This is a genomic window from Cutibacterium nasicola (genome assembly GCF_052654715.2).
The window spans coordinates 2,389,387-2,413,246 of record NZ_CP199745.2 but is presented as its reverse complement, the minus strand read 5'-3'; the positions used below and the strand labels follow the sequence as shown (position 1 = coordinate 2,413,246).

Annotated in this window: 20 protein-coding genes and 1 pseudogene; 10 read left to right on the top strand and 11 right to left on the bottom strand. The window is 61.4% G+C overall.

Annotated features, from left to right (window positions below; all coding sequences use genetic code 11):
• Positions 1-87: 87 nt before the first annotated feature.
• The 3 genes from ACUCCZ_RS11245 to ACUCCZ_RS11235 all read left to right on the top strand — a co-directional run bounded on the left by ACUCCZ_RS11245 (position 88) and on the right by ACUCCZ_RS11235 (position 2,547).
• Positions 88-945: a mechanosensitive ion channel family protein gene (locus ACUCCZ_RS11245; protein ID WP_435917595.1), complete on the top strand. Its 858-nt coding sequence runs from the start codon at positions 88-90 to the stop codon at positions 943-945.
• A gap of 189 nt (positions 946-1,134) precedes the next feature.
• Positions 1,135-1,710 carry a P-loop NTPase family protein gene (locus ACUCCZ_RS11240; protein WP_435917596.1) on the top strand — a complete coding sequence of 192 codons (576 nt, stop codon included), beginning with the start codon at positions 1,135-1,137 and terminating at the stop codon, positions 1,708-1,710.
• A gap of 597 nt (positions 1,711-2,307) precedes the next feature.
• A complete protein-coding gene (locus tag ACUCCZ_RS11235) occupies positions 2,308-2,547 on the top strand; it encodes a helix-turn-helix domain-containing protein (protein ID WP_435917597.1) in 240 nt (79 codons plus the stop codon).
• Between the two features lie 175 nt (positions 2,548-2,722).
• On the opposite strand, the pseudogene ACUCCZ_RS11230 reads toward ACUCCZ_RS11235, so the two are convergent.
• Positions 2,723-3,933: pseudogene (locus ACUCCZ_RS11230) on the bottom strand (glycerate kinase).
• Positions 3,934-3,982: 49 nt separating this feature from the next.
• On the opposite strand from ACUCCZ_RS11230, the gene ACUCCZ_RS11225 reads away from it, so the two are divergent.
• Both ACUCCZ_RS11225 and ACUCCZ_RS11220 read left to right on the top strand, forming a co-directional pair.
• Entirely contained in the window at positions 3,983-4,237 is a 255-nt protein-coding gene (locus tag ACUCCZ_RS11225; protein ID WP_435917598.1) for a hypothetical protein, read from the top strand.
• Between the two features lie 120 nt (positions 4,238-4,357).
• A complete protein-coding gene (locus ACUCCZ_RS11220; RefSeq protein WP_435917599.1) occupies positions 4,358-5,857 on the top strand; it encodes a CCA tRNA nucleotidyltransferase in 1,500 nt (499 codons plus the stop codon).
• A 20-nt stretch (positions 5,858-5,877) separates the two neighbouring features.
• Here the strand turns inward: ACUCCZ_RS11220 and ACUCCZ_RS11215 are convergent, their stop codons facing one another.
• Positions 5,878-6,120 (bottom strand): DNA-binding protein, encoded by a 243-nt coding sequence (locus ACUCCZ_RS11215; RefSeq protein ID WP_435917707.1) that lies wholly within the window; start codon positions 6,118-6,120, stop codon positions 5,878-5,880.
• Between ACUCCZ_RS11215 and ACUCCZ_RS11210 the strand changes: the two genes are divergently transcribed.
• Positions 6,119-8,050, top strand: a complete 1,932-nt coding sequence (locus ACUCCZ_RS11210) for a DUF6049 family protein (RefSeq protein ID WP_435917600.1) — start codon at positions 6,119-6,121, stop codon at positions 8,048-8,050. The genes ACUCCZ_RS11215 and ACUCCZ_RS11210 overlap by 2 nt on opposite strands.
• Before the next feature lie 67 nt (positions 8,051-8,117).
• Entirely contained in the window at positions 8,118-9,923 is a 1,806-nt protein-coding gene (locus ACUCCZ_RS11205) for a protein kinase family protein (RefSeq protein WP_435917601.1), read from the top strand.
• Between the two features lie 414 nt (positions 9,924-10,337).
• Here ACUCCZ_RS11205 and glpK read toward each other — a convergent pair whose 3' ends face one another.
• Positions 10,338-11,861, bottom strand: coding sequence for a glycerol kinase GlpK (gene glpK / locus ACUCCZ_RS11200; RefSeq protein ID WP_435917602.1), 1,524 nt, complete (start codon positions 11,859-11,861; stop codon positions 10,338-10,340).
• Positions 11,862-11,922: 61 nt separating this feature from the next.
• Positions 11,923-12,711 carry an MIP/aquaporin family protein gene (locus ACUCCZ_RS11195; RefSeq protein WP_435917603.1) on the bottom strand — a complete coding sequence of 263 codons (789 nt, stop codon included), beginning with the start codon at positions 12,709-12,711 and terminating at the stop codon, positions 11,923-11,925.
• Positions 12,712-12,897: 186 nt separating this feature from the next.
• Here ACUCCZ_RS11195 and ACUCCZ_RS11190 point away from each other — a divergent pair, with 186 nt between their 5' ends.
• Positions 12,898-13,845: a sugar-binding transcriptional regulator gene (locus ACUCCZ_RS11190; protein WP_435917604.1), complete on the top strand. Its 948-nt coding sequence runs from the start codon at positions 12,898-12,900 to the stop codon at positions 13,843-13,845.
• A gap of 80 nt (positions 13,846-13,925) precedes the next feature.
• Here the strand turns inward: ACUCCZ_RS11190 and ACUCCZ_RS11185 are convergent, their stop codons facing one another.
• The 6 genes from ACUCCZ_RS11185 to arfA all read right to left on the bottom strand — a co-directional run bounded on the left by ACUCCZ_RS11185 (position 13,926) and on the right by arfA (position 20,386).
• The gene (locus tag ACUCCZ_RS11185; protein WP_435917605.1) at positions 13,926-15,329 is read right to left on the bottom strand and encodes a S1C family serine protease; all 1,404 of its coding nucleotides are present in this window, start codon (positions 15,327-15,329) and stop codon (positions 13,926-13,928) included.
• A gap of 359 nt (positions 15,330-15,688) precedes the next feature.
• The gene (locus ACUCCZ_RS11180) at positions 15,689-16,246 is read right to left on the bottom strand and encodes a carbohydrate ABC transporter permease (protein WP_435917606.1); all 558 of its coding nucleotides are present in this window, start codon (positions 16,244-16,246) and stop codon (positions 15,689-15,691) included.
• Between the two features lie 63 nt (positions 16,247-16,309).
• Positions 16,310-16,519 carry an ABC transporter permease family protein gene (locus tag ACUCCZ_RS11175; protein ID WP_435917608.1) on the bottom strand — a complete coding sequence of 70 codons (210 nt, stop codon included), beginning with the start codon at positions 16,517-16,519 and terminating at the stop codon, positions 16,310-16,312.
• Positions 16,516-17,484, bottom strand: a complete 969-nt coding sequence (locus tag ACUCCZ_RS11170; protein WP_435917609.1) for a carbohydrate ABC transporter permease — start codon at positions 17,482-17,484, stop codon at positions 16,516-16,518. Before ACUCCZ_RS11170 ends, ACUCCZ_RS11175 begins: the two co-directional genes overlap by 4 nt.
• Positions 17,484-18,812 carry an ABC transporter substrate-binding protein gene (locus tag ACUCCZ_RS11165; protein ID WP_435917610.1) on the bottom strand — a complete coding sequence of 443 codons (1,329 nt, stop codon included), beginning with the start codon at positions 18,810-18,812 and terminating at the stop codon, positions 17,484-17,486. Before ACUCCZ_RS11165 ends, ACUCCZ_RS11170 begins: the two co-directional genes overlap by 1 nt.
• 56 nt (positions 18,813-18,868) lie before the next feature.
• Positions 18,869-20,386 (bottom strand): arabinosylfuranosidase ArfA, encoded by a 1,518-nt coding sequence (arfA, locus tag ACUCCZ_RS11160; protein ID WP_435917611.1) that lies wholly within the window; start codon positions 20,384-20,386, stop codon positions 18,869-18,871.
• Between the two features lie 161 nt (positions 20,387-20,547).
• Between arfA and ACUCCZ_RS11155 the strand changes: the two genes are divergently transcribed.
• Both ACUCCZ_RS11155 and trxB read left to right on the top strand, forming a co-directional pair.
• Entirely contained in the window at positions 20,548-21,594 is a 1,047-nt protein-coding gene (locus ACUCCZ_RS11155; protein ID WP_435917612.1) for a LacI family DNA-binding transcriptional regulator, read from the top strand.
• Between the two features lie 57 nt (positions 21,595-21,651).
• Positions 21,652-22,701 (top strand): thioredoxin-disulfide reductase, encoded by a 1,050-nt coding sequence (gene trxB, locus ACUCCZ_RS11150; RefSeq protein WP_435917613.1) that lies wholly within the window; start codon positions 21,652-21,654, stop codon positions 22,699-22,701.
• A 196-nt stretch (positions 22,702-22,897) separates the two neighbouring features.
• On the opposite strand, the gene ACUCCZ_RS11145 is transcribed toward trxB, so the two are convergent.
• Positions 22,898-23,743 (bottom strand): pseudouridine synthase, encoded by an 846-nt coding sequence (locus ACUCCZ_RS11145; RefSeq protein ID WP_435917708.1) that lies wholly within the window; start codon positions 23,741-23,743, stop codon positions 22,898-22,900.
• Positions 23,744-23,860: the final 117 nt, after the last annotated feature.

Sequence of the window (23,860 nt, the reverse complement as noted above, 5' to 3'; positions counted from 1 at the left end):
GCGAAGGGGGATTTTTGCCCGCAGTGGGAAGGTGGAGGTGTTGCCAAGAACACTTTTGTCACCTGACCCCGACCGTGAAGGGAGAGCATGCCTCCGCTGAAATCCGACGTGTGGACATGGGACACTCTTATCCACATCCTCATCATCCTCGCTCTTGCGATTGTCGCCCGCTGGCTGCTGCGTAAAGGCGTCGACTGGACCATTCGCCTCATGGTGTCGCGCTCAGAGAAGCGCGAGGCCACTATGCCCGGGCGCACCCGTCGTATCCTTGCGGGGGCGACCGGTGCGAGCCTCGACAGGCAGAATCAACGCACCACAACAGTCGGCGGGCTGCTGTCGAACGTCGGCGTCGCGGTCATCATCATCGTCGCCCTGCTATCGGGATTCAGCACGATCGGCATCAAAATCACTCCGATCCTCACCTCTGCCGGAATCGTCGGCGTGGCGCTGGCCTTCGGCGCACAAACCCTCGTCAAGGACGTCCTGGCGGGACTTTTCATCATCTTCGAGGACCAGTATGGCGTCGGGGACGCGGTGAAGATCAATGAGGTGGAAGGACTCGTTGAGGATGTCGGCCTTCGAGTTACTCGAATTCGAGATTGGAATGGGGCAGCCTGGTATTTGCGCAATGGTGAGATCATCAAGGTCGGCAACATTACCCAGGGGTGGACCACCTCTTGCACCGATATCAAAGTCCACGCCTTGGAAGATCCACATCAGGTAATTCGCGTTATCCGGAAGGTCCTCAACGATCTCGAAGCCGAATTCGAAAATATTCTTCTCGACAAGCCTGTAGTGCTCGGAGTCGGGGACATTACCGGCGACACTATGACGTTCCAAGTGATGACGAAGTGCATCGCGAATGAGCACCCCGCTGTACTTCGGGCGCTGCGTCGCGAATGCAAGGACGCCTTCGACGCGGCGCGGATTCGCGGGGCGTTCTGATCTGACGGGTCGTTTTCGACAAAACATGACACCTGTCATCACCGTCGTGTGATACCGCGCCTCGATAGGTCCTTGGATGGGTTCTGGATCTTCTCATTGAGAAGGGTCGCTCCCAACGGAACTCCACTGGACAGAAACGGCTCATGATGAAAAACCACACGTGGCCCAGCCGGGAAAACTGTTCACGCGGTGACGGGCATCTCCTTCACGGTTGGACGCGGCGAAGTGGTTGCTCTCATCGGCCCGAACGGCACCGAGAAATCCAGGACCATCGACACACTATCGACATATCTCTGGGCCCCACCCGCCCCGACGCCGGTCGCACGGACGTCTTCGGAACTGATCCCCTCCAGGCTGCCCGGTCCGGACTTCCTGATCCTCAATGAGCCGACCGCGGGTATAGACGTCGAGGCCCGCCGCGACGTCTGGGACGAGATCCACAAGGACACCCGACATGGCCGCGGGACCCTCACCACAGTCGCAGCTCGGGAGGCGCACCGCCACTTCTCCATCTCCCTGAAGCGCCTCTGGCGCGAATTGGGCCATCCTTTCCGACGCTCGACGTTGATCTTCAACCCCGCCCTGCCAACGATGCTGTATCTCCCGCTTTTCCGCACCACCCACTCCGCTGATCTTCCGGGAGGCAACTTCGCCATGTGGATGGCGATCGGCATCGCCGTTCACGATGCGGCAACCTCCAGTGCCAACTGTGCGGCGTCGGTTTCTGTCGACGAAGCCAACGGCTGGGCCCACGGCGTCCCGTGAGTCTGGGCCATAAGATTGACGGTGCTTGGTTCAGCTCGGTAGTTTTCTCCGCTTTCGATTGGCCATCGGTCTGTCTTTTCGACCGGATGTCGTCATGCACGTTCCTGCCCTAGTGAGCACCCGGCTCGCCTTCCTCGGCACCTTGTGCTGGTTCACCGATTTTGTGTTCTGGGCCTCCCAACGCTTCACCAAGAGCACCGAACGGCAGCTGTCCCATTGGCCCCATGAACTGACCAACCGTTAAACTCCCGCGTCTTCGCGGGCTTCTCCCATTTCTCGACACCTCTGTGCACCCACGTGTCATTCCGTGCCGCGAACTGACGAAACTCGTCATAGGGCGTGAATGCTTCGCACCCAGCCCGGCCCAAGTGTTCCGGTTGTCAGGCGGTTCCGGTCATCCTCAGGCCCAGAAGCCCCACAGCCCATTGATGGGTGGCGGACTGCCTGAGCGCGCCACCATACTGACTACGCTGTCGCCGGGGACACGAACACGTTCTCCCTCCAACGGCTCCGCGAAGATGCTCATCGTCTCGGGTCCCCGGTGAGATTTTCCCCACCAGCAGCCCAGGACGGGCATCGTGGTGACGGAGGATGCCCATGACGTCAAGAATTCTCGTCACCGAAGACTCTGAGCTCGTAGCTGAGGCACTGCTGCCGACCGAGCCCGAATTCGAGATCATTCATCGCGTCGCACGTGGTGACGGCTTGGTCACGGCAGCCACTGGGCTCATGTCCGATCTCGTCCTCGCCGACATCGACCTGCCCGGGGCGTACTGGTATCGAGGCCGCCAAAATCCTGTGAGGCATGGGGGTACAAAGGCAGCATCATTCTTCTGACGGCGCTGCCAAGCAGCGATCACCTGCACGCCGCATGGCTGCCGGGGCAGACGGTTGCCTCCTCAAATCCATCACTGGCGCCTCCCTCATGAACGCCATTCGTGCGGTGCTCAACGGCCAGTCCGGCATCGACCCGAAATCGCCGCAGTCGCCATGCGCAAAGGCCTCTCACCTCTCAGCCCGCCGACTGTTCCCGCACGGCCGCCTCGACCGCCCGACTGAGCAATGACCCTGCGTGGACCATCGACTCGTGAGGATCCGGCTCGATGTCGGACAGGCTGATGATCCGTTGGAAGGCACCGCGCTTGTCCTCTGGTAGGTCGCACTTGCCGCACACTGCCCAGACGGGAACCCCGGCATCGAGAGCAATCTTGCGGATGGTGTCGGGTAGCTTCCCGAGAAGGGTCTGCTGGTCGAGTCTGCCCTCGCCTGTGATGACCAACCCCGCCCTCGAGATTTTTGACACCGCCTTGGCCCATCCGAGCACTGTGGCTGCTCCCGGGCGATACTCCGCGCCCAGACAACGAAGCGCCCAACCAACTCCACCGGCAGCACCGGAGCCAGGGCAGTCCCGGTATGCGCTACCAATGGTCGCCTCCACGAGATCAGCGAGCTCGGTAAGACCGGCTTCAGCAACCTCAACCCCTTCCTCGTCCAATCCCTTTTGCGGGCCGAAGACTGCCGCTGCGCCGTTCAGCCCCAGCAGCGGAGAGGTGACGTCACACGCCACCGTCAGTTTCACTCCTGCCAGTTTTCGGTTCAGCCCGGACAGGTCGACGCGTGAAAGGTCCGTCAACCCCGCTGCACCGGGAGAAATGGGCGCCAAGTTCTTGTCGAGCAAGCGCACCCCAAGGGCTTCCAACATGCCCGCACCGCCATCAGTGGATGCCGATCCCCCAACACCAACGGTGATGTCAGTCGCGCCACTGCGCAACGCAGCAGCGATGACCTCCCCGAGCCCCTGGCTGGACGCCACCAATCCCCGTCGTGAAGTCGGCGGTCCGGAAACCCTGTCCGCTCGCTCCAGACCGCAACACGTGGCCATCTCGATGACGGCCTCGTCGCCGCGCAAGGCGTAATCGACTTCGGCGAGGTCTCCAGTGGCACCGTGGCACTTGACAGTGACGGCGTGAAATCCGGCTGCCAGGACGGCCTCCACAGTCCCCTCGCCGCCATCCGCAACAGGGATCGTCAGTACATCGCGATCCGGGTCAGCTGCGGAAAATCCCCGCTGTACCGCCCGACATGCCTTGCCGGAGCTCAGCGACCCCTTGAACGAGTCAACGGCCACAACCACGGGCGCATTCGGATCAGAACGCATGCTCTCAGCATGACACGCGAACATGACGTACCCGAAGCTGGCTCCCCCTCAACTTCAATGACCATTTCCCCATCTCAGGTCTGTCTCCGTCACGGGACGTCCCCGACATCCACGATGTCGGCAGTTTTCGTCACAACCCGTAAACTTGGAGGCATGGTGAATCGCGCCTACCTGTCCCTGAGTGTTCTTGCCCTCGTGTTGTGGGTGGCCGCGTACCGTCATCTACCCGGCTGGGCAGCTGGAGTGACGCTGGCGTGCGTTGTGCTGTTCTCCCTGTTCTGCGAGTGGTCCCGCGTGCGAACCTTGGCCCGCATTGGTAAGTCCCGCGGTACCGCCCGCCAGAGCTCGCGCGGTCGTAAGTTGTCGTGACCAAGACATCGGTCAGCGCGACAGCGCAGGCCTCTTCTGCCCCGGTTCCGGCGCTTCCTCTCTCACCTGACACCTCCGTGGCCGGCGAGGTGGCCACTGTCGCGTAGGCTGTCTGCCGCCATGCCTGAGAAAAACGTCAACAGCCCCTCGACGCTGTCCACCACCCTGCGCCCAGCCCCCGACGAGTCGGGGATGACCGTGCCCCAGTTGCTCCAACACCGCATCGATGTGCTTTTTGAGCAGGTGCCGCTGGTCGCTGAACTAGGCGAGGTCTTTGCCCAGGCGGGCCATGATCTTTGTCTCGTCGGCGGGTCAGTACGTGACGCCCTCATGGGCCGTCTGGGACACGACCTTGACTTCACCACCGACGCTCACCCCGACGAGACGGAGGCAATTCTTCGCAAACGCACCCATGCGACGTGGGACATCGGCCGAGCCTTCGGGACGATCGGTGCCCACATCGGCGAATGGGTGGTGGAGGTCACCACCTACAGAGCCGACGCCTACCACCCTGACTCCCGCAAGCCCGAGATCGTCTACGGAGACACCCTCGAGGATGATCTCATTCGTCGCGACTTCACGGTCAACGCGATGGCGCTGCATGCCGCAACTCGAGCATTCTCCGATCCCTACGCCGGACTCGCCGACATCGTGGCGGGAATTTTGCGCACTCCTTTCCCACCGGAGCGGTCGTTCAGCGACGACCCGCTACGCATGATGCGGGCTGCTCGCTTCACGTCCCAGCTCGGCTTCACCGTCACCGATGACGTTCGTGCCGCCATGACTGACATGGCCTCGCGCATCGAGATAATCTCCGCCGAACGCGTCCGTGACGAGCTTTCCAAGACTCTCCTCACCGACCACCCGCGCGACGGCCTCGACCTCTTGGTCACCACTGGCATCGCTGACCATGTGCTCCCCGAGCTGCCGGCCCTGCGTCTGGAACGTGACGAGCATCATCGTCACAAGGACGTCTACGAGCATTCCCTGACAGTCCTGGACCAGTCCATCGATCTCGAGAAGCACCGCAATCACGAGCCAGACCTCACCGGTCGTCTGGCTGCTCTGCTGCATGACATCGGCAAACCGCCGACTCGTAAATTCGAGTCCGGTGGCAAGGTGAGCTTCCACCACCACGACGTCGTCGGAGCCAAAATGGCCCGAAAACGTCTCAAGGCCCTCACCTACCCCAGCCAGATCGTCAAGGACGTGTCAAAACTCATCGAACTGCACTTGCGCTTCCATGGCTACGGTGACCAGGGGTGGACGGACTCGGCAGTGCGTCGTTACGTCCGTGATGCCGGCGACCAGCTGGAGCGTCTGCACATCCTGACCCGCTCCGACTGCACCACCCGGAATCGTCGCAAGGCTGAGCGGCTGGAATTCGCCTACGACGACCTCGAGAGGCGTATCGCCGAACTCACCGCCAAGGAAGAGCTGGCTGCGATTCGTCCCGACCTCGACGGCGAGGAGATCATGGCCACCCTGGGCATCAAACCCGGACCAGCGGTGGGCAGGGCCTACACGTTCCTCCTCAACCTCCGTCTCGACGAAGGCCCGCACACTCCTGACGAGGCAAAGGCTGCGCTGCTGGCGTGGTGGGCCGAGCAAGAGCACTGATCCTCCCGCGGACCGCGGGTTCACCCGACCCAGCCAACTACCATGACAACCGTGTCACCTGCTTCCCGCCTTCGCCCAGCCGCTTGGCTGCTGGGATTGTTGATGGTCCTTGCGACCGTCACCGCAGGATCCTCTCCTGCCCAAGCACGTACCGCACCGGAGTTGGTCAAGGTTGCGATTACTTCCGTCAGCCCACCCACAGGGGATCCCAAAACTCCCATCACCATCAAGGGGACGGTGACAAATACCTCCGCGGTGTCGATGACATGGGTCCAAGCGTCGTTCTGGCGCTCCCAGGACCAGATCAACGACACCCGGGACCTTTCCGACCTGCTGGCATCCCCCGCCACCGTGCCGGTCGGCATGCGGTGGTACCGGGAGCCCAACGAAGCGTCAATTTTCAACATCACCGACCCTGAGGCCAACCAGACCTTCAAACCAGGTGACAGCGGGTCATTCACCGTGACTGGAACGCCAGCCCAGATGGGGTTGACGTCACCCAACGCCGTCTACGCGGTCGGTGTCCACGTGCAGGCGTCCCCCGAAAACCAGTCGCGCAGAACTGTCGGTCGAGCACGAGTCCTCACGGTGCTCTCAGACGCACACACCAGCGCGAACCTTGCTCCCGTCATCGTGCTCTCAACCGTACCCACCCACAGGATCGACGGGACCTTCACTGATGAGTCACTCGCAAATGACATCACCCATCGACTGAAACCTCTGGCCGAGGCGGCACGCACCCGTAACGCGACAGTTCTCGTTGATCCAAGTCTCATCGATGAGGTCCGCGCGATGGCCTCGGGATATCGCGTCGCTGGCAAGGGTTCGGCCACCATCGAGGGCAGGGGCCAGCAAACTGCCAGGGAATGGCTCGACCTCGTCGAACCATTACTGACCACCGGCCAGGCATATCGCCTACCGTACGGAAATGCCGATGTCATTGGAGCGGTTCGACAGGGCCGCCCCGATGTCCTGTTGACGGTGAAACACGCCCTGGACCCATTGAATCCAGCCGCGAAGCTGCCATTGGCGATCGTCGACCCAGCAGCTGAACTCGACAAGTCATCGTTCAAGACCCTCACCAAGGAGCTCTCACCCGCGCTGGTCCTGACGTGTGCGGCATCGGCTCGTGGCGGCGTCCGCGAAGAGGCCGGAGTCAAGGTGATCGGTCTGGCCGACACCGCTCGAACCGACGGCCATCCACAGTCCAACAGCGACCCCCAGCGGCGGGGAATGTTGCTGTCCCAGGCCCTCCTCATGACTCACGAGTCGATTCCGGCGGTCACCCTCGTCACCACCGCAGATGATGTCCAGGCCACCGCACCAGTCGGGTGGTTGCATCTACAGAGCCTCTCGGCAGTTCTCACTGGAGCCAAGCCGGGCCTGCGGCTGCCGGGAACACGCGCTGGTGACACCATCCTGAAAGACCCTTGGTGGCGCGTCCAACATGACGTCGGGATCGACTCGGACGATTGGTCTGACCTCGTGGGAGCCTCGCCAGAGATGACGTCCTTGACCTCGGCGAAATTTGTCAGCAGGTCGTTGTCATCGTCGCTCCAGGATCGCGGGGCATGGGCTACTGACGTCATGCGCCCGGCGACAGCCGCCATGGCCGGCAACGGACTGGTCCTGCATTCGGCCCCGCAGTTCGTGATGTCCTCCTCGACCAATGACTTTCCGCTGACGGTCACGAACTCGCTCGCGCAGACGGTTCACGTCAAGGTCGTCGTCTCTTCGGAAAACCCGCAGCGCATCGACATCCCGGACACCCAGGTCGTCACGATCCAGCCCAAGGAGACACAAACCATCAAGTTCGCTCCCAAGGCGAGCTCGAATGGCGTCGTCGAGATGCAGGCACACCTGTCGACACCATCGGGACGCTCCCTGGAAGCTCAGACCAGTTTCGTCGTCAAGGCGACTCAGATGGACGATGTCGGCTGGATCATCATTGTCGTGTCGGCCTTGGTACTCATCATCGTCACCGTGCTGCGCATTCGTCAGGTGACCGCAAATTCCCGACGTCAGGCCGAATCCGACGGTGAGTCCCAGACCAGCGACCCCACCACTGACTCGACCCCCGATGACATTTCTGACACCACGCCCTCCCTTTTGGCGGTAGAGAGTACTGACACCGCGCCGAACGACGATTCTGGACATCGCCTCCCCACCGGTAAGGACAACCCCGCCGAGTGACAATCCCGAGGTTCGCGAGACGGATCGGTATCGTTGACGATGCACATTCGGATCGATCGGGCAGGAGGTGGCAGTGTCTCTCGAGGACCCCGCCGATCGCTACGGCGGTGAGCACGACTCGGATCTCCATGCCGAGGATGACCTCCCCGATCTTCTCCCCAGGTCCTTTCTGGGCGGGCGTTACCGCCTCGACCAGGAGCTCTCCCATCCCGAGTCCTCACTGACGTGGCGAGCCTTCGACACCAAGCTGCATCGCCCGGTCCTGATCCACGCTCTGGCCCCGCACGGTCGTCGCACACCCGCTGTCCTGGATGCAGCCCGACGGGCCGCCGTCGCCACCGATTCACGCTTCTTGCGGGTCCTCGACGCCGTCGTCGGACCGGGCGACTCCGCATCCTGGGTCGTCAGCGAATACGCTCCCGGGAAGTCGGTCGAGGAGCTGCTCGAGACCGGGCCCCTCTCGGCGTTGGAGGCGGCTTGGATTGCCCATGAAATCGCCGATGCGATGGCACCCTTGCATGCCCAAGGGGTCTTCCACGAGCGCATCAACCCCGGAACAGTGCTCGTCACTTCGACTGGAAATCTCAAGATCAGCGGCTTGCTCATCGAAGCCGCGTTGCATCCTCAACCGGGCGACAATTCTCGTCCGTGGCCGGACCGCGAGGTCGCCGACGTGACGGACATAGGACGGGTTCTTTACGCCTGCCTGGTCTCACGTTGGCCAGTCGGACGTGGCCACCGCCCATCCGTCGAGCCGACCTCGACAATGTCTTGGGGGCTGCCGCCCGCCCCTACTGACTCCCACGGCTGGCTCACCCCACGTGAAGTGCGCTCCGGAGTCTCCCCAGCCCTCGATGTCCTCTGCGACCAGATCCTCTCGCAGGTTCCGCGTTACGACGAAGTGCCATTGCGCACCGCGAATGAGATTGCACGTTCCCTGCGCCGGACCCTCGGCTCAGCTGATGCCGCCGCTGACCTCGAGCGTCGTATCCGGTTCCCACTGGGACCGGCTTCCCGCGCCGGGGAGGAGCCACGGCGATCCGACGAATCCGCCACTCTCGCGCCAGGCCAGGATCAGCCAGAACGGGCAGAGGAGTACGGACCTGACGATGAGGGGTATTGGTCCCCGGACGCTGCCGCCGGGGAGTGGAGTCGTCAGGCAGGTCCGGTGCCGTGGACGAGCAACAACGACCCCCACACCACACAGATCTCCCCCGCTGGGCAGGAATGGCCGGAGGACGACAACGACGAGTCGGCCTTGGCGAAACCACGCCCTCACAACCGTCGATGGCCACCAATACTCATGACTGCCGTTGGCGTGGTCATGATCGTGTGTCTCATTGTCGCAGGGGTGCGCCATTCAGGCGGCAGCGCTCCGGAAGCATCCAGCGAGCCAACGACCGTCAGGATGGCCCACGTCCAGGATTTTGATCCCGAAAGGGATGGTGGCGACGCCCAGGAAAACCACGACGAGGTCAGACTCGCGATCGACGGCGACCCGTCAACGGCCTGGCACACACTCATTTATCACAACTCTGCGAAACTCGGGAACCTCAAGCCCGGAGTCGGCCTGGTCATTGATTTGGGACGCGTCACCGAGGTCACGTCGGTGAAGGTGCGACTGGTTGGGTCCGGTACGGACATTTCCTTGTGGCAGCCGACCAGCGATGTCTCCTCCGATGAAGCTCCTATGACGACGATCAAGGAGTGGACCCAGGTGGCGGCGGTACCGGGGGCCGGATCGACGGTCATGTTGAAACCATCCGGCAAGACGAGGACCCGTCATCTCCTGATCTATCTGACGGAGCTTCCTCCGAAATCAACCGCGCGGTTCCAGGGTGGGATCGCAGACATCACCGTCACCGGGTCCTGACGACGTTTTTCGACGCCACGCTCCGGCGGCCATCCACTCTCCGGCGGGTGCGTCCCAGTGGCGGCACCAGCTGCTGACCGAAGGCTTTCCGACCGAGCCGTCGTCGAGTGAGGCATCCTTGTCTACCGATGTCCGCCACCTCGATGACGAAAACTCCCAACTCGTCGCGCTCCCGAGACCAGGATTCACCAACCTACGCCCGAGCTGACACTTTTCGTCATGGAGTCTGGTCGTTGTTGGGGCTGGCATGAGGGGCATGTGGAGAAAGATTGTGCGGCAGGGGCTCGTCGCGACAATCCCGCAACGGGAAACTACCGGACCATCCACGAAGGCGAGGGCCCCAAACGCAGTGGTGCCCCGTGCTCGCAAGCACGGGGCACCAAGTGTCATCAGTCCATCAGGATCAACTCAGAATCACTCCTTGACGTCGTCGTCCATCCAGTCGAAGGTCTTGGTGACGGCCTTCTTCCAGTTGCGGAACAGACGCTCACGCTCGTCCTCGTCCATCTTGGGCTCCCAACGCTTGTCCTCGGCCCAGTTAGCGGTGACGTCCTTCTCGCCTTCCCAGAAGCCGACGGCGATGCCAGCGGCGTAGGCGGCACCCAGAGCGGTGGTCTCAGCAACCACCGGGCGAACCACCGGAACGTTGACCTGGTCGGCCTGGAACTGCATGAGGGTCTCGTTTGCAGTCATGCCACCGTCGACGCGCAGCTCCGTGAGCGGCACACCGGAGTCGGCGTTCATGGCCTCGAGGACCTCACGGGTCTGGTAGGCGGTTGACTCGAGTACGGCGCGGGCGACGTGTCCACGGTTGACGTAACGGGTCAGGCCGACGAGGGCGCCACGGGCGTCCGGACGCCAGTACGGGGCGAACAGGCCGGAGAAGGCCGGCACGAAGTAAGCGCCGCCGTTGTCCTCGACGGTGTTGGCGAGAGCCTCGATCTCCGGGGCGGTCTCGATCATCTTGACGTTGTCACGCAGCCACTGGACCAGGGATCCAGCAACGGCGATCGAGCCCTCAAGGGCGTAAACGGTGGCATGGTCGCCGATCTTGTAGCAGACGGTGGTCAGCAAGCCGTTCTCGGAGAAGATGGCCTCTTCGCCAGTGTTCATCAGCATGAAGCAGCCGGTGCCGTAGGTGTTCTTCGCCATGCCCTTCTCGAAGCAGGCCTGGCCGAAGGTGGCAGCCTGCTGGTCGCCGAGAATGCCAGCGATCGGGGTGTCGATCAGCAGGCCGTTCTTGCGGCCGTAGCCGTAGACCTCGGAGGAGGACTTGATCTCGGGGAGCATCGACTTCGGAATGCCCATGACCTCGCACATCGAGTCGTCCCACTCGAGGGTCTTGACATTCATGAGCATGGTGCGGGAAGCGTTGGTCGGATCGGTGACGTGCACGCCGCCGTCGGTGCCTCCGGTCAGGTTCCACAGCACCCAGGTGTCCATGTTGCCGAAGTACAGGTCGCCAGCCTCAGCCTTCTCACGAGCACCCTCGACGTTGTCGAGGATCCACTTGACCTTCGGGCCAGAGAAGTACGAGGCGAGACCCAGGCCACAGATGTGCTTGAAGCGGTCAGCACCCTCGTCGCCAGCCAGTTCGTCACAGATCTTCTGGGTACGGGTGTCCTGCCACACAATGGCGTTATAGATCGGGTCGCCGGTGTTCTTGTCCCACACCACGGCGGTCTCGCGCTGGTTGGTGATTCCAACGGCAGCCAGCTGGTGGCGGTTGATGTTGGCCTTGGTCAGCGCGAGTCCGACGACATCGCGAACAGCTTCCCAGATCTCGATCGGGTCGTGCTCAACCCATCCGGCACGCGGGAAGATCTGCTCGAATTCCTGCTGGCCGACGGCCACGATCTGGCCCGAGTGGTTGAAGACGATGGCCCGGGTCGAGGTGGTGCCCTCGTCGATGGCAAGTACAAACTTCTCGTCGCTCATGATGATGCCTTTCAGTGTCGACTATGACGTTGAATCAATGTGGACGGGCCGGGGCCCGGACTCACCAGAAGATGAGGTAGGTGACGGAGGCCAGGACAGCACCGATCATCGGGCCGACGACCGGGACCCAGGAGTAGCCCCAGTCCGACCCGCCCTTGCCCTTAATGGGGAGGACGGCGTGGGCGATACGTGGGGAGAGGTCACGAGCCGGGTTGATGGCGTAACCGGTGGGGCCACCAAGGGAGGCGCCGATCGAGACGATGAGCAGGGCCACGGCCAGCGGACCGATGGCCGTGCCGGAGAATACGCCGGTCTTCAGGTCGACCGAGGCAGCGGCGGTGTAGTTGGAGATGATGACCCACAGGACCAGGACCCAGGTGCCGATGATCTCAGTGATGGTGTTCCACAGCGGGTTGCGAATCTCAGGGGCGGTGGCAAAGGTACCGAGCTTGAGGGCCGGGTCGCAGTCCTCGTCGTAGTGCTGCTTGTAAGCCAGCCAGCAGAGGATGGCACCGACGAAGGCACCGGCGAACTGGCCGAGGATGTAGAGGATGATGTTGGCGGGGGTGGCCGGGATACCGACCGCCAGGTCCTTGCCGGCCAGGGCCAGGCCCACGGTCACGGCAGGGTTGAGGTGACCACCGGTCTTGTAGGCGGCGTAAACACCGAACATCACGCCGAAGCCCCATCCCCAGTTGATCTGGAGGGAACCGGGGGCATTGGCGTGACCCTTACACTTGGGAAGGAGGTTGTTGGCGACGACGCCACAACCCAGCACAATGAGGATCATGGTGCCCAAGAACTCAGATCCGAAGATCGTCGCGGCGGGCACCGCGGTTTCGAGAAGCATGAGGACTCCTTCGTCGTGGTGTCATCCATTGACACCGATTTACTCGCCGGTGGCGGTCAATCCCGTAGGATTCAGCAAACGGGGACCGTCGTCCCGACCCTGTGGGGGCTGGACGTGGCTCAGTCAAACATCAACGGCGCCGAAGAATCGCGATTCTGCACTTATGTGCATGGCAAGGGGGGAGGCATGAACAAATTGTCCAATGATGTGTGGACAGCAGCGTCCATGTATTACATGCAGGGTGAGACAATGGATGCCATCGCCAGCCATCTCGGCACATCCCGCTCGACCGTGTCTCGCCTTCTCAAACAGGCACGTCAATCCGGGGTCGTGCGTATCACCTTGTCAGAGCCGGCTGGATTACGCAGTGGCCTGGATTCCACCCTGACGAGGATGTTCGGGGTCAACACCACTGTCGTACCAGTGAAATCAGGAACCACCGAGATTCACCGTCTTGACCAGGTCGCCAGGATCGCTGGGCAGATGGTCACGGACATGGTCGAGGACAATTCCGCGGTCGGAGTCGCTTGGGGGACAACCCTCGACGCCGTCACCCATTACGTCGTCCCCAAGGACGTCAAAGGGGTGCGCGTCGTCCAGATGAATGGGTCGGCCAACCCAGCAAGTTCGGGGATCCCTTACGTTGGATCCATTCTTTCCAGAATGGCTTCCGCATTCGGCGGCGAAGTCATTCACTTCCCAGTGCCAGCATTCTTCGACAATGCATCAACGAAAGCTGCGATGTGGCAAGAGCGATCAGTTCAGGCTGTACTCAAGGCACACCGTGAGCTCGACTTCACCGTTTTCGGCGTTGGAGCCCTCAACAGCCCGGTCCCCTCTCACGTCTATTCCTCGGGTTATGTGACCGATGAGGAAAAGGCAAGTTTGGTGCGTGCTGGAGTTGTTGGTGACGTCAACACCGTCTTCCTCAAGGCCGACGGCGCCTATGACGTCGAGTTCAACAAGAGAGCGACCGGACTGGCCCCCTTCCAGTTGCAACGCGTACCGCGGCGGCTCTGTGTCGTCGCTGGCCGCGCCAAAGCTGTCGGACTGTTGGCAGCGCTGCGCGCCAGGGTGGCGACGGACCTCGTCGTCGACGATGCAACTGCTCGTGCGGTCCTCGATCTGATGTGACTCGCCAGTCCCGTGCCCGTCACAAGAGTCCCGCAGCTACTGCAGCTGCGGGACTCTTTCCTGCCATGTGACACGTGGTGTCAGGACTTCGCCGTCCCCAAGGTAACGTTTGCGGTGGCCTGATGCGACCCGCGGATGTAGCTGATCTTGACTTTCTGGCCAGGCTTGAACGACCTCACGAGTCCGACCAGTGACTCCCCGGAGGCGATATCGGTGTCGTCAATCTTCGTGATGACGTCACTGCGCTGCAGACCGCTCTTGCCAGCGGGCGAATTCGGCGAGACCGCGGCGATCCCGGCCCCGAGGATTTGGACGCCATCCTTGCTTGCAGCAGCGTCACGCACCGACATTCCGAGGAAGGCGTGAGTTGCCTTTCCGGTGGCAATGATCTGATCAGCAATAGATTTGACAAGATTCGACGGGATGGCAAAGCCGATTCCGATATTTCCCGACGACTCAGATCGGCTTGACGAGAGGCTGGCAATCGACGAATTAATCCCGATGAGTTCACCGTCGGAATTGACAAGAGCACCACCTGAGTTTCCCGGATTGATGGCTGCACTGGTCTGTATGGCATTCGTGACGACCACACCCGACGACGAATCCCGCGAGCTCAGTAAATCCCCTGAATTACTGCGATTCGTGGTGGCGACCGGGCGATTGAGGGCGCTGATGATTCCGGTCGTCACCGAACCTGACAGGCCGAGCGGATTGCCGACGGCCATCACCGGGGACCCGACGGTCAACTTGCTGGAATCAGCAAAGCTGATCGGCTTCATGGACTTCGGCGGGTTCGTCACTCGGATGACGGCAAGGTCCGTCGATGGATCCGTACCGACAACCTTGGCCTCATAGGTCTTGTTACCCATGGAAACCGTCAGCTCGCCGCCCGAAGCGGCGTCGGCAACGACGTGATTGTTGGTGACGATGTTGCCACTCGTATCGACGACGACTCCCGATCCCTCGCCTCCACCATGACCCGTTCTCACGGTAATGGCGACCACCGAATTCGACACGGCGGAGGCGGTGGCGGTCCAGTCCGGGGCGGAGGACGAACCCTGAACCACCTTGGTGACGCTGCTGGGTGACGCCGAGCTCGACGTCACAGCTGAAGCGTCGTTCCTTGTCAGGGAGTGATCGACAAAACCCCCGGAAACGCCACCAACAGCTGCCGCCACTACGGCGACCAGGACAACGGTCCCGCCACGAAAGCCCTTACGGCCCGATCGCGACGAGCCCTTCGATGGGTCGGGAGTTTTGTCACTCGCACTCGAGGCCGGCTGCTCAGACACCTCCCACGCAGGGCGTTGGGTAGTTGACGGATTCCCCTGGGTCGCCCAGGAATCGTTACTGCGCGACCAATATGAATCCTGCGCCGAGCTCTGGTGATTGTCGTCAGGGCAAGCGGGGTAACCCCCCTCCCCGCCATGCTGGGAGGGATTGGGTTCACGCGGCTCACGGGGACCATTCGTCGACTCACTCATGGCTCCAAGTGTTCACGACCGCTCCAAGTGGTCGATGCCCTGTCCAGCAGCGTTTTGCCGTCAGCGGAGAAAGTTCAAGGCCACAGTCCCACCCTCCAACAAATCGGATCCGACCGTGGTCAGGCGCCACGTAGATCGCGTCAGTCCCCAGTCAGGGAGCCCGCCGTCCACACCTCTGATGACTGACGGATCGGCCCGGGTGCCGACAAAGCTGCGCGACACTGGGTTGACGATCTGACCGGCAGCAATCCCGGAGTCGCATGAGAGGTCAGTTTCGACCGGTTACTGGCTCACAACCCGCCACGATCAGACAGAACCCCCGCACAAGCGCTGCGAAACGCCGCTTCGCCATCATTTCCTCACCCCTTGAGGCCGGAACTGGCAACGCCTTCGATGATGTACCGCTGCAAGACTACGTAAATGATGAGGACCGGAACGGCTGCCATCGTCGCACCAGCCATGATGACCGGGTAGTCAATTGTGTAACTTCCTTGCAGGCGGGTCAGACCGACTGGAAGCGTGAGACTCGTGTCGCTGAACAACACATAAATTGGCCAGACGAAGTCATTCCAGTTACCCAGGAAAGACAGCACAAGCAGAGTCGCCAAGGCTCCCTTGACGTTGGGAAGCACGATCGTGAAGAAGGTCCTGAACGGTCCAGCTCCGTCGATCCTCGCGCTCTCCTCGAACTCCTTCGGCAGCGCCACGAAGAATTGTCTGAGGAAGAACACTCCGAAGGCTCCTGCGGTTCCCGGGAAGATGATCGCGGGAAGCGAGTCCAACCACTGAAGCCTTGACATCAACTCGAAGTTCGGCATGAGGAAGATGAACCCTGGCACGAACATCGTCGACAGGACGATTACGAACAGGACGTTCTTCCCGGGCAACCGCAGCCGGGCAAAGGCGTAGGCAGCCATCGCGGCAAACAAGCAGGTCAGTACCGAATTGGCCGTCGCAGCCGCACATGAGTTCAGTACCCATCAAAGAACCGGACTCGCATCATCTACGAACAACAACTGCCGGTAGGCACGCAACGTCCAGGTGCGCGGAAAGAATGTGGCCGGAACTTGCTTTGCCTCGATGTTCGTCTTGAACGAGGTGAGGATCATGACCACGAGAGGCCCGAGGAAGATGACGGCAAGAATGACCATCATCACCCAGAACAGCGGATTTCTCCATGTTTTCCTCATGACGGTTCGCCCTTCCTGGACCGGGCAGCATGACGGAACCGGCGTCGGTCCTTCGCCTCTTTGTGATCGCGTGTGGCGTAGTACTGTGTGATTGAGATCACCACGAGGATGGCTGCAAGGATGTAGCTCTCAGCGGCGGCCTGACCGGCACGGTTCTGGCTGAACCCCAGGTCGGTGATGACCATGATCGCGGTCCGTGTCGACTCAGCCGGGCCACCCTGGGTGATGGTGTAAGACTGGCCGAACATGTTGGCACTGGCCAACACCGTTGTGACAAGGACGAAGATCAACACGGGACGCAGCCCTGGCATGGTCACGTACTTGAACTGCTGCCACCGTCCAGCACCGTCGATGGCCGCAGCTTCATACTGTTCCTGAGGGATATTGGCCAGGCCGGCCATGTAGATCACTGCGTTGAACCCGATCGTCCACCAGACCGTGACACCGACCAGACCAATCCAGGCCCAGGGTTGGGAGGTGGTCCACTGGATGTTTGTGTGGAAGATGGCGTTCACCAGACCGAAGTTGCCGTCCAGCAGGTATCTCCACATGACACCGATGACAGCGACGCCGAGCACGTAGGGAGCGAAAAACACTGCCCGGAAGAACGTCCGCCCCGGGAACTTCATGTTCAGCAGGATTGCGAGCCCCAACGGAAGGCTTACAAGGAAAGGCACACTCGCCACCGTGAAGATACCGGTGTTCGCCATGCCTCGCCAGAACTGCTCGTACTGCACCGATTGTGGGTCAAACAGGTCCGCATAGTTCTGCAACCCCACCCAAGGACGCGCCGGGAGGGTGAAGTCCCAGTCATGCAAACTGATCCAGATGCCGTACACTGCAGGAACGGCGACGAAGACCGTGAACACGACGAGGTAGGGAGCGAGGAAGACTAACGCAACACCCGCAGAGCCCTCGACGCTCTTACGTTTCCTCCTTGTAGTTCCTTCCCTTGAGACCGACATCACTGATACTTCTTTCGGTTCTCCTCGAGAATCTTGTCGGCTCTGCTGGCGGATTCCTTCAACGTCGACTCAATTGCCTTGCCACCAAGCATGATTTCGTTGACAGCGCGATAGAACTCACCGATGACATCACTGATGCCAGGGACGGTTGGGGGAAACACCACATCGTTGATCTGCTTGGCCAAGGTTGACTGGCCAGTCAGCTTGGCGAAACCATCACTTTCGCGGACCGAGTTACGTGCCGGGATCTGGCCGCCCTTGGCCCACTCCAGCGACTGCTGGGAAACCCAGTTGACGAACACCTTGGCAGCATCCGCACGGTTTGAGTTCCCATTGCGCTGTGTCGGGATCGTAAACTGGTGAGAGTTGGCCCAGGCGGCCTCACGCGCACCGATCTGTGGCAACGGGGCGACCCCCCACTCCAGAGCCTTGTTCTCAGCCAAGGTGTTAAGCGACCAGATGCCATTCCAGTTGAAAGCGGTCTTCCCGTTCTGAAGGGCGACGAAGTCCGCATCCTGGGCAACCTTGGCTGGGGAATACCCCTTCTTGACCAAATCCATCCACCACGTCATGGCCTTGATACCCGGCTCTTCGTGCCACGTCGCATGGGAGGCATCCTCCGAGAAGAGTCCTCCACCGAACTGGGACACCAAGCTGAAGACGCTCATTCCTCCGGTGAACTGGAACGGCGATGCCCAGTGCCCAGCAACCCCTTTGGACTTGAGTGTCTCCAACGCAGACATGTAATCGTCCTGGGTCTGCGGCGGCTTGTTGGGATCCAGCCCAGCCTTGTCCATGACGGTCTTGTTGAAGAACAGGCCCATGGGATGGACGTCGAGCGGAATCGAGTACCGCACATCGCGATAGATTCCAGCTGCCCACGGCACCTTCGCAAAGTCGGAGCCTTTCAGATCAAGTGCCTTGGCCACGTCGTCGAGAGGTTGGATGGACTTTCGGGCCGCCATGGTCGCCACCGAGTCAAGGTGGATGACAGCCACGTCAGGGGCCTTGCCCGCTGTGACAGCGGTCGGAAGTTTCTTGTAAAGGTCGGCCCACTGCATGGACTGCATGGTGACCTTGATGTTGTCGTGGCTGGAGTTGAATCTGTTGACGAGTTCCTTCATGAAGGTGCCGTCACCACCAGTGAAGCCATTCCAGAAGGTGAGCTCAACCTTGGGACCGTCGTAGGTCTTTCCGCCATTGCCCGATACCTGGTCGCTCGTCGTGCCACCGGCAGACTTACCGCCACCGCAACCAGTCAGGCCGACTACCGCACCGGCCACCACCGCGCCAGAGAGGAAACCCCGTCGTGTCAGATTTTCAATCATGCTGTGTTCTTCCTTTCCTGTTGGTCAGATCGACATCGATCCACCCATTCCGAAAATCAGTTGTCCTCATTGGACGAGGTCTTCAGCCGCAGGCAATTCCAGCTCGCCGGATTGGCATCGAAAGTGAGAATTCCTGACGTGATGTCGCAGGTAGCGTTGCGCGGTTCAACGCGGTTTGGTCGGTCTGCAGTGTTGACAGCTGCAATGTCCTCATCGTCGAGAGCGAGGCACTCGACAACCTTGCAGTCGCCGAAGGCCCGCAGATCGATCCGCACCCGAGCTCTCTCGTGAAGGTCACGGTTTACGAGGAAGACCACGAGATCATGGTTCTCGGCATCCCACGTCGCCACGGTCCACACCTGATCGGCCCCTCCCCACCGTTGTGTGGAGATTGCCGGTCCCTCGCAGCGAGTATCAAGAACCACCCCGCGAGCGTGTCGTGACATCAACGCGAATGGGTGGAAGATCGTCTGCCGCCAGGCGCGACCACCCTCTTCAGTACGAATCGGAGCGATGACATTGACAAGCTGCGCCTGACATGCGACACCAATCCTGTCCGTATGACGTAGCAGGGTAATGAGGAGGGAGCCCACGACCATCGCGTCCAAGACCGAGTAAGTGTCCTCGATGAGGTGTGGCGCATGCTCCATGCCGATAGAATTCTCCCCACCAAACCGGCTCTGATACCAGACATTCCACTCGTCGAAGGAGATCTTGAGTCGACGGTCGCTGTGATGCATGGCCGCGACGTGGTCGAGGGTGGCGACGACATCACGGATGTACCTCTCCATGTCCTCTGCGCAGCAGGCGAAGGAGGCGACATCATCATCCATGGGCTCGTAGTAGGCGTGGGCTGACACCATGTCGAGGTTGTCGAACGCTGCATCGACGGCGACGCGCTCCCAGCGTCCGAACGTCGGCATAGACCGCGATGACGAACCGCACGCAATGAGGGACAGCTTGTCGTCGAAGCGGTGGAAGGCATTGGCCACCTCGGTCACCGTCCGGGCATATTCGTCGGGCGTCTTGTGGCCCATCTGCCAAGGTCCGTCCATCTCGTTTCCCAGACACCAGGTCTCGACGTTCCACGGATCTTCCCACCCATGGCTCCTACGCAACTGGGGAAGACGGGTGTCGGTATCTCCGTTCACGTACTGGAGGAATTCCATGGCCTCGTTGAGCCCACGTGTCCCAAGATTGACTGCGAGCATCGGCTCAATACCCATGCGTCGACACCATGCGAGAAACTCATTGGCCCCAACAGTGTTGGGTTCAACCGACCGCCACGCAAAATCAAGGTTCCTCGGTCGCTCCTCGAGCGGTCCGACGCCATCCTCCCAACGGTAGTTCGAGACGAAATTTCCGCCGGGATAGCGCAGAACTGTAATTCCTAGTTCCTTGACGAGTGCTGCCACGTCACGCCGAAATCCGCGGGAATCAGCATCGGCATGATTCGGTTCAAAGATGCCGGTGTAGACACAGCGACCCATGTGCTCGACGAAACTGCCGAAGATCCTCCGGTTTACTTCTCCCACCTGATAGGCGGGATGGACGTGGACAGTCGTTGTCCTCATGGATGTCTCCTCTATGCGACGACGTCGGTGCCGTCTCCGTAGCTCCTGTACAACGTTGTAATCCATTCTTACAACGATGTAACGGAACATGCAAGGTACACGCCTGCACTGCCAGTCCGGTGGCATTGCTCGAATCATCATGAGGATCTAAAATCATGACTATGACAGCGCGTCTCGTGGATGTCGCCGAAGCTGCAGGAGTGTCCGTCAAGACTGTTTCCAACGTTGTACACGAGAGCCCCCACGTCCGCCCCGGCACTCGGGCTCGGGTCGAGCAGGCCATCAAGGAACTCGGCTACCAACCCAATCGTGCAGCGCGCCAATTGAAAGCCGGACGAACTGGATTCATCGCTCTGGCCCTCCCAGAAATTGAGACCCCCTACTTCGCAGAGCTCGCCTCTCGTATTTCAGAGCGGGCCAAGGAGGAGGGCCTCGTCGCTCTGATGGAACTGACTGGCGCGGATCCCGTCATGGAAAGTCGAGTACTCACTCGGTTCGGCCGGGGTGTCGTTGATGGAGTTGTCTTCTCACCCCTGTCCCTGACCTCGGAGGAGATTTCCGACCATCCCACCAGTGTCCCCATGGTGTTACTCGGTGAGCGGGCAACTCCGCCCGATCATGACCATGTCGCAGTGAGATCTGTCGACGCTGCACGCCGGATGACCGCGCATCTCATTGAAGTTGGACGCCAACGAATCGCCGCCATAGGTCATGTCCCAAATCAGGGCACTGCATCGACGCGGCTCACCGGATATCGTCAGGCGCTCGAAACAGCAGCCCTTCCCTTCGACGACGACCTCGTCGTGGGCGTACCCACGTACTCGCGATCAGCTGGGTTTGATGCCATGAACCGCCTACTCGGCCTCCCGGAGAAGCCTGACGCCGTCTTCTGCTTCAACGACACAATGGCTATCGGTGCGGTTCGCGCCTGCCACGAAGCGGGGGTGCGAGTCCCCCAAGACATTGCAATCGCGGGATTCGACAACACTGAAGAGGGCGCCTACTCAACCCCGACCCTGACCACCATCGCTCCTGACCTGAACGCGCTCGCTGACAAGACCCTGACGATCCTCACCCGACGTATCGGTCAATCCACCAGTGACGCGCACCAGCCCGGAACCGACGTCCCTGTACCCTGGCACCTCATCATTCGTGAGAGCACCGGAGGGCCTACCGTACGCCCCTCAGCCCCTCCGGGAATGCCCTGAATCCTTTGTGCGCTGGATAGGTTGATCCTTGAACCAGCCAACCGACCAGGAGACGCCATGACCACTCAGCCCTTTGTGTCCAACACCATCCTCGGCAACATCTCGCTGTCCGATTCCTCGCAGACCGACACCGTCCAGCCCTCCACCGAGAAGGTCGACACCGACACCCAAGGCGACGACCCCCGTGAGGTCATCATCGTCGGTTCCGGCCCGGCCGGGTACACCGCGGCCGTCTACACCGCGCGCGCGGGGCTGAAGCCCCTTGTCCTCGAAGGGTCCATGGATGCCGGTGGCGCCCTCATGCAAACCACCGAGGTCGAGAACTACCCGGGCTTCTCCGAGGGCATCATGGGCCCCGACCTCATGGCTCGGATGCGAGCCCAGGCCGAGCGATTCGGGGCCGAGCTCGTCGCTGACGACGTCACCGAGGTCGACCTCACCGGTGAGATCAAGAAGGTCATCGACACCAACGGAACGACTCACCAGGCTCGCGTCGTCATCCTCGCCACAGGATCGGCCTACCGCAAGCTCGGGCTCGAGGACGAGGCCCGTCTGTCAGGTCGAGGCGTGTCCTGGTGCGCCACCTGTGACGGGTTCTTCTTCACCGGCAAGGACATCGCTGTCGTCGGCGGAGGCGACTCCGCTGTCGAGGAGGCCACCTTCCTCACCCGCTTCGCCAACTCTGTGACCCTCGTTCACCGTCGTGACGCGCTGCGCGCCTCCCAGATTATGGCCGACCGTGCCAAGGCCGACCCCAAAATCACCTTCGCCTGGAACAGCGAGATCGTCTCCATGCAGGGCGAGTCCAAGCTGGAGTCGGTGACCCTGCGTGACACCAAGACCGGTGAGAAGCGTCAGCTCGAGGTGGCGGGAGTCTTCGAGGCGATCGGACACGACCCGCGCTCCGAGTTGGTCCGCGGCCAGGTCGACCTCGACGACGCCGGGTACGTCGTGTGCGCCGAGCCGTCCACCCGCACCAATCTGCCGGGGGTTTTCGCCTGCGGTGACCTGGTCGACTCCCATTACCAGCAGGCCATCACTGCGGCCGGGTCCGGATGTCGTGCGGCCCTCGATGCGGAGAGGTTCCTCGCCGAGCTGGGACGCTGAGTCTCTCGACTGTTGTCGCCGCATCACTTCGTGAAGGTACGAGGCGATGCGGCGAACTACTGCTCCGGGGTGAATGCCGGCGCGTGCCCGGGTGTCGAAAAATAACGCCTCAGCACGGGCATGAAGCACTCCTGTGAACCGGACCCCGGCGCGATGACAGTTTTCGTCATCTCATCCTTGGGCAGACTCACGCCGCTCATCGCCAGGCGGCCAACCCCAACCTTGATGTGAAGACCTTTGGCTCCCCGGAGATGGGGTCGGTGAATCCCATCTGCCAGGCCTGCAACTGCAGCGGATGGCTGAAGTCGTCGACAGGGGTGTCCAGAAGTACCGGGTAAAAGGGGTCATTGACGATGGGAGCGCCCAGCCTCTGCATGTGGAGACGAATCTGGTGGGTGCGACCTGTCCTCGGTCTGGCCTCGTAGAGACCCAGCCCATCATGCTGGTCCAGCAAAGTGACGTCAGTCACGGCATTCGGCTCCCCCGGGATCTCACGAGCTTGCAGGATGCCCCGCTCCTTGATGATTCTCGACCTCACCTGCCAGCGGTGTTTCGTCACCACGACCACGTCCCCAGCACGGTGGCGCACCACGGGGGCAACCAACCGGTACTTTTTGAACACCTCCCGGCGCTCGAACATCTCCTGGTAGGGCCGACGCCACTGCCTCTCCCTGGTCAGCAGCAGGACTCCAGCAGTGACCCGGTCGAGGCGATGAGCCACGGTCAGTTCTGGCAACCCCAGCTGGGTCCGCAGCCGGACAACCACCGACTCGAGAACGTGCTGACCTCGCGGAATTGACGACAGGAAGTGCGGTTTGTCGACGACCAGAATCCGATCGTCGGCGTACAGGATCCCGATACCCGCCGGGACAGGGGCCTCCTCGGGAAGATCGCGGTGGAAGAAAACAAATGTCTGCGGAGCGAACGGGGAGCTCCTCGTGAACGCACCTCCGGATTCGTCGACGAACCTCTCGCCGTCGAGCATCTCGTCAACCCGCTGCTCGCCCACTTTGACGAGTTTTTCAACCAGATAGTCACGCATCGTTGGCCAGGGCCAGCCGTCGCTCCCTCGTGCGCTCGCCAACCTGCGGCACTCCCCGTGATCGGGAGTGTGGACCCATGCCGATTCCAGGCCGTGACGTTGTGGAAGAGGCGATCG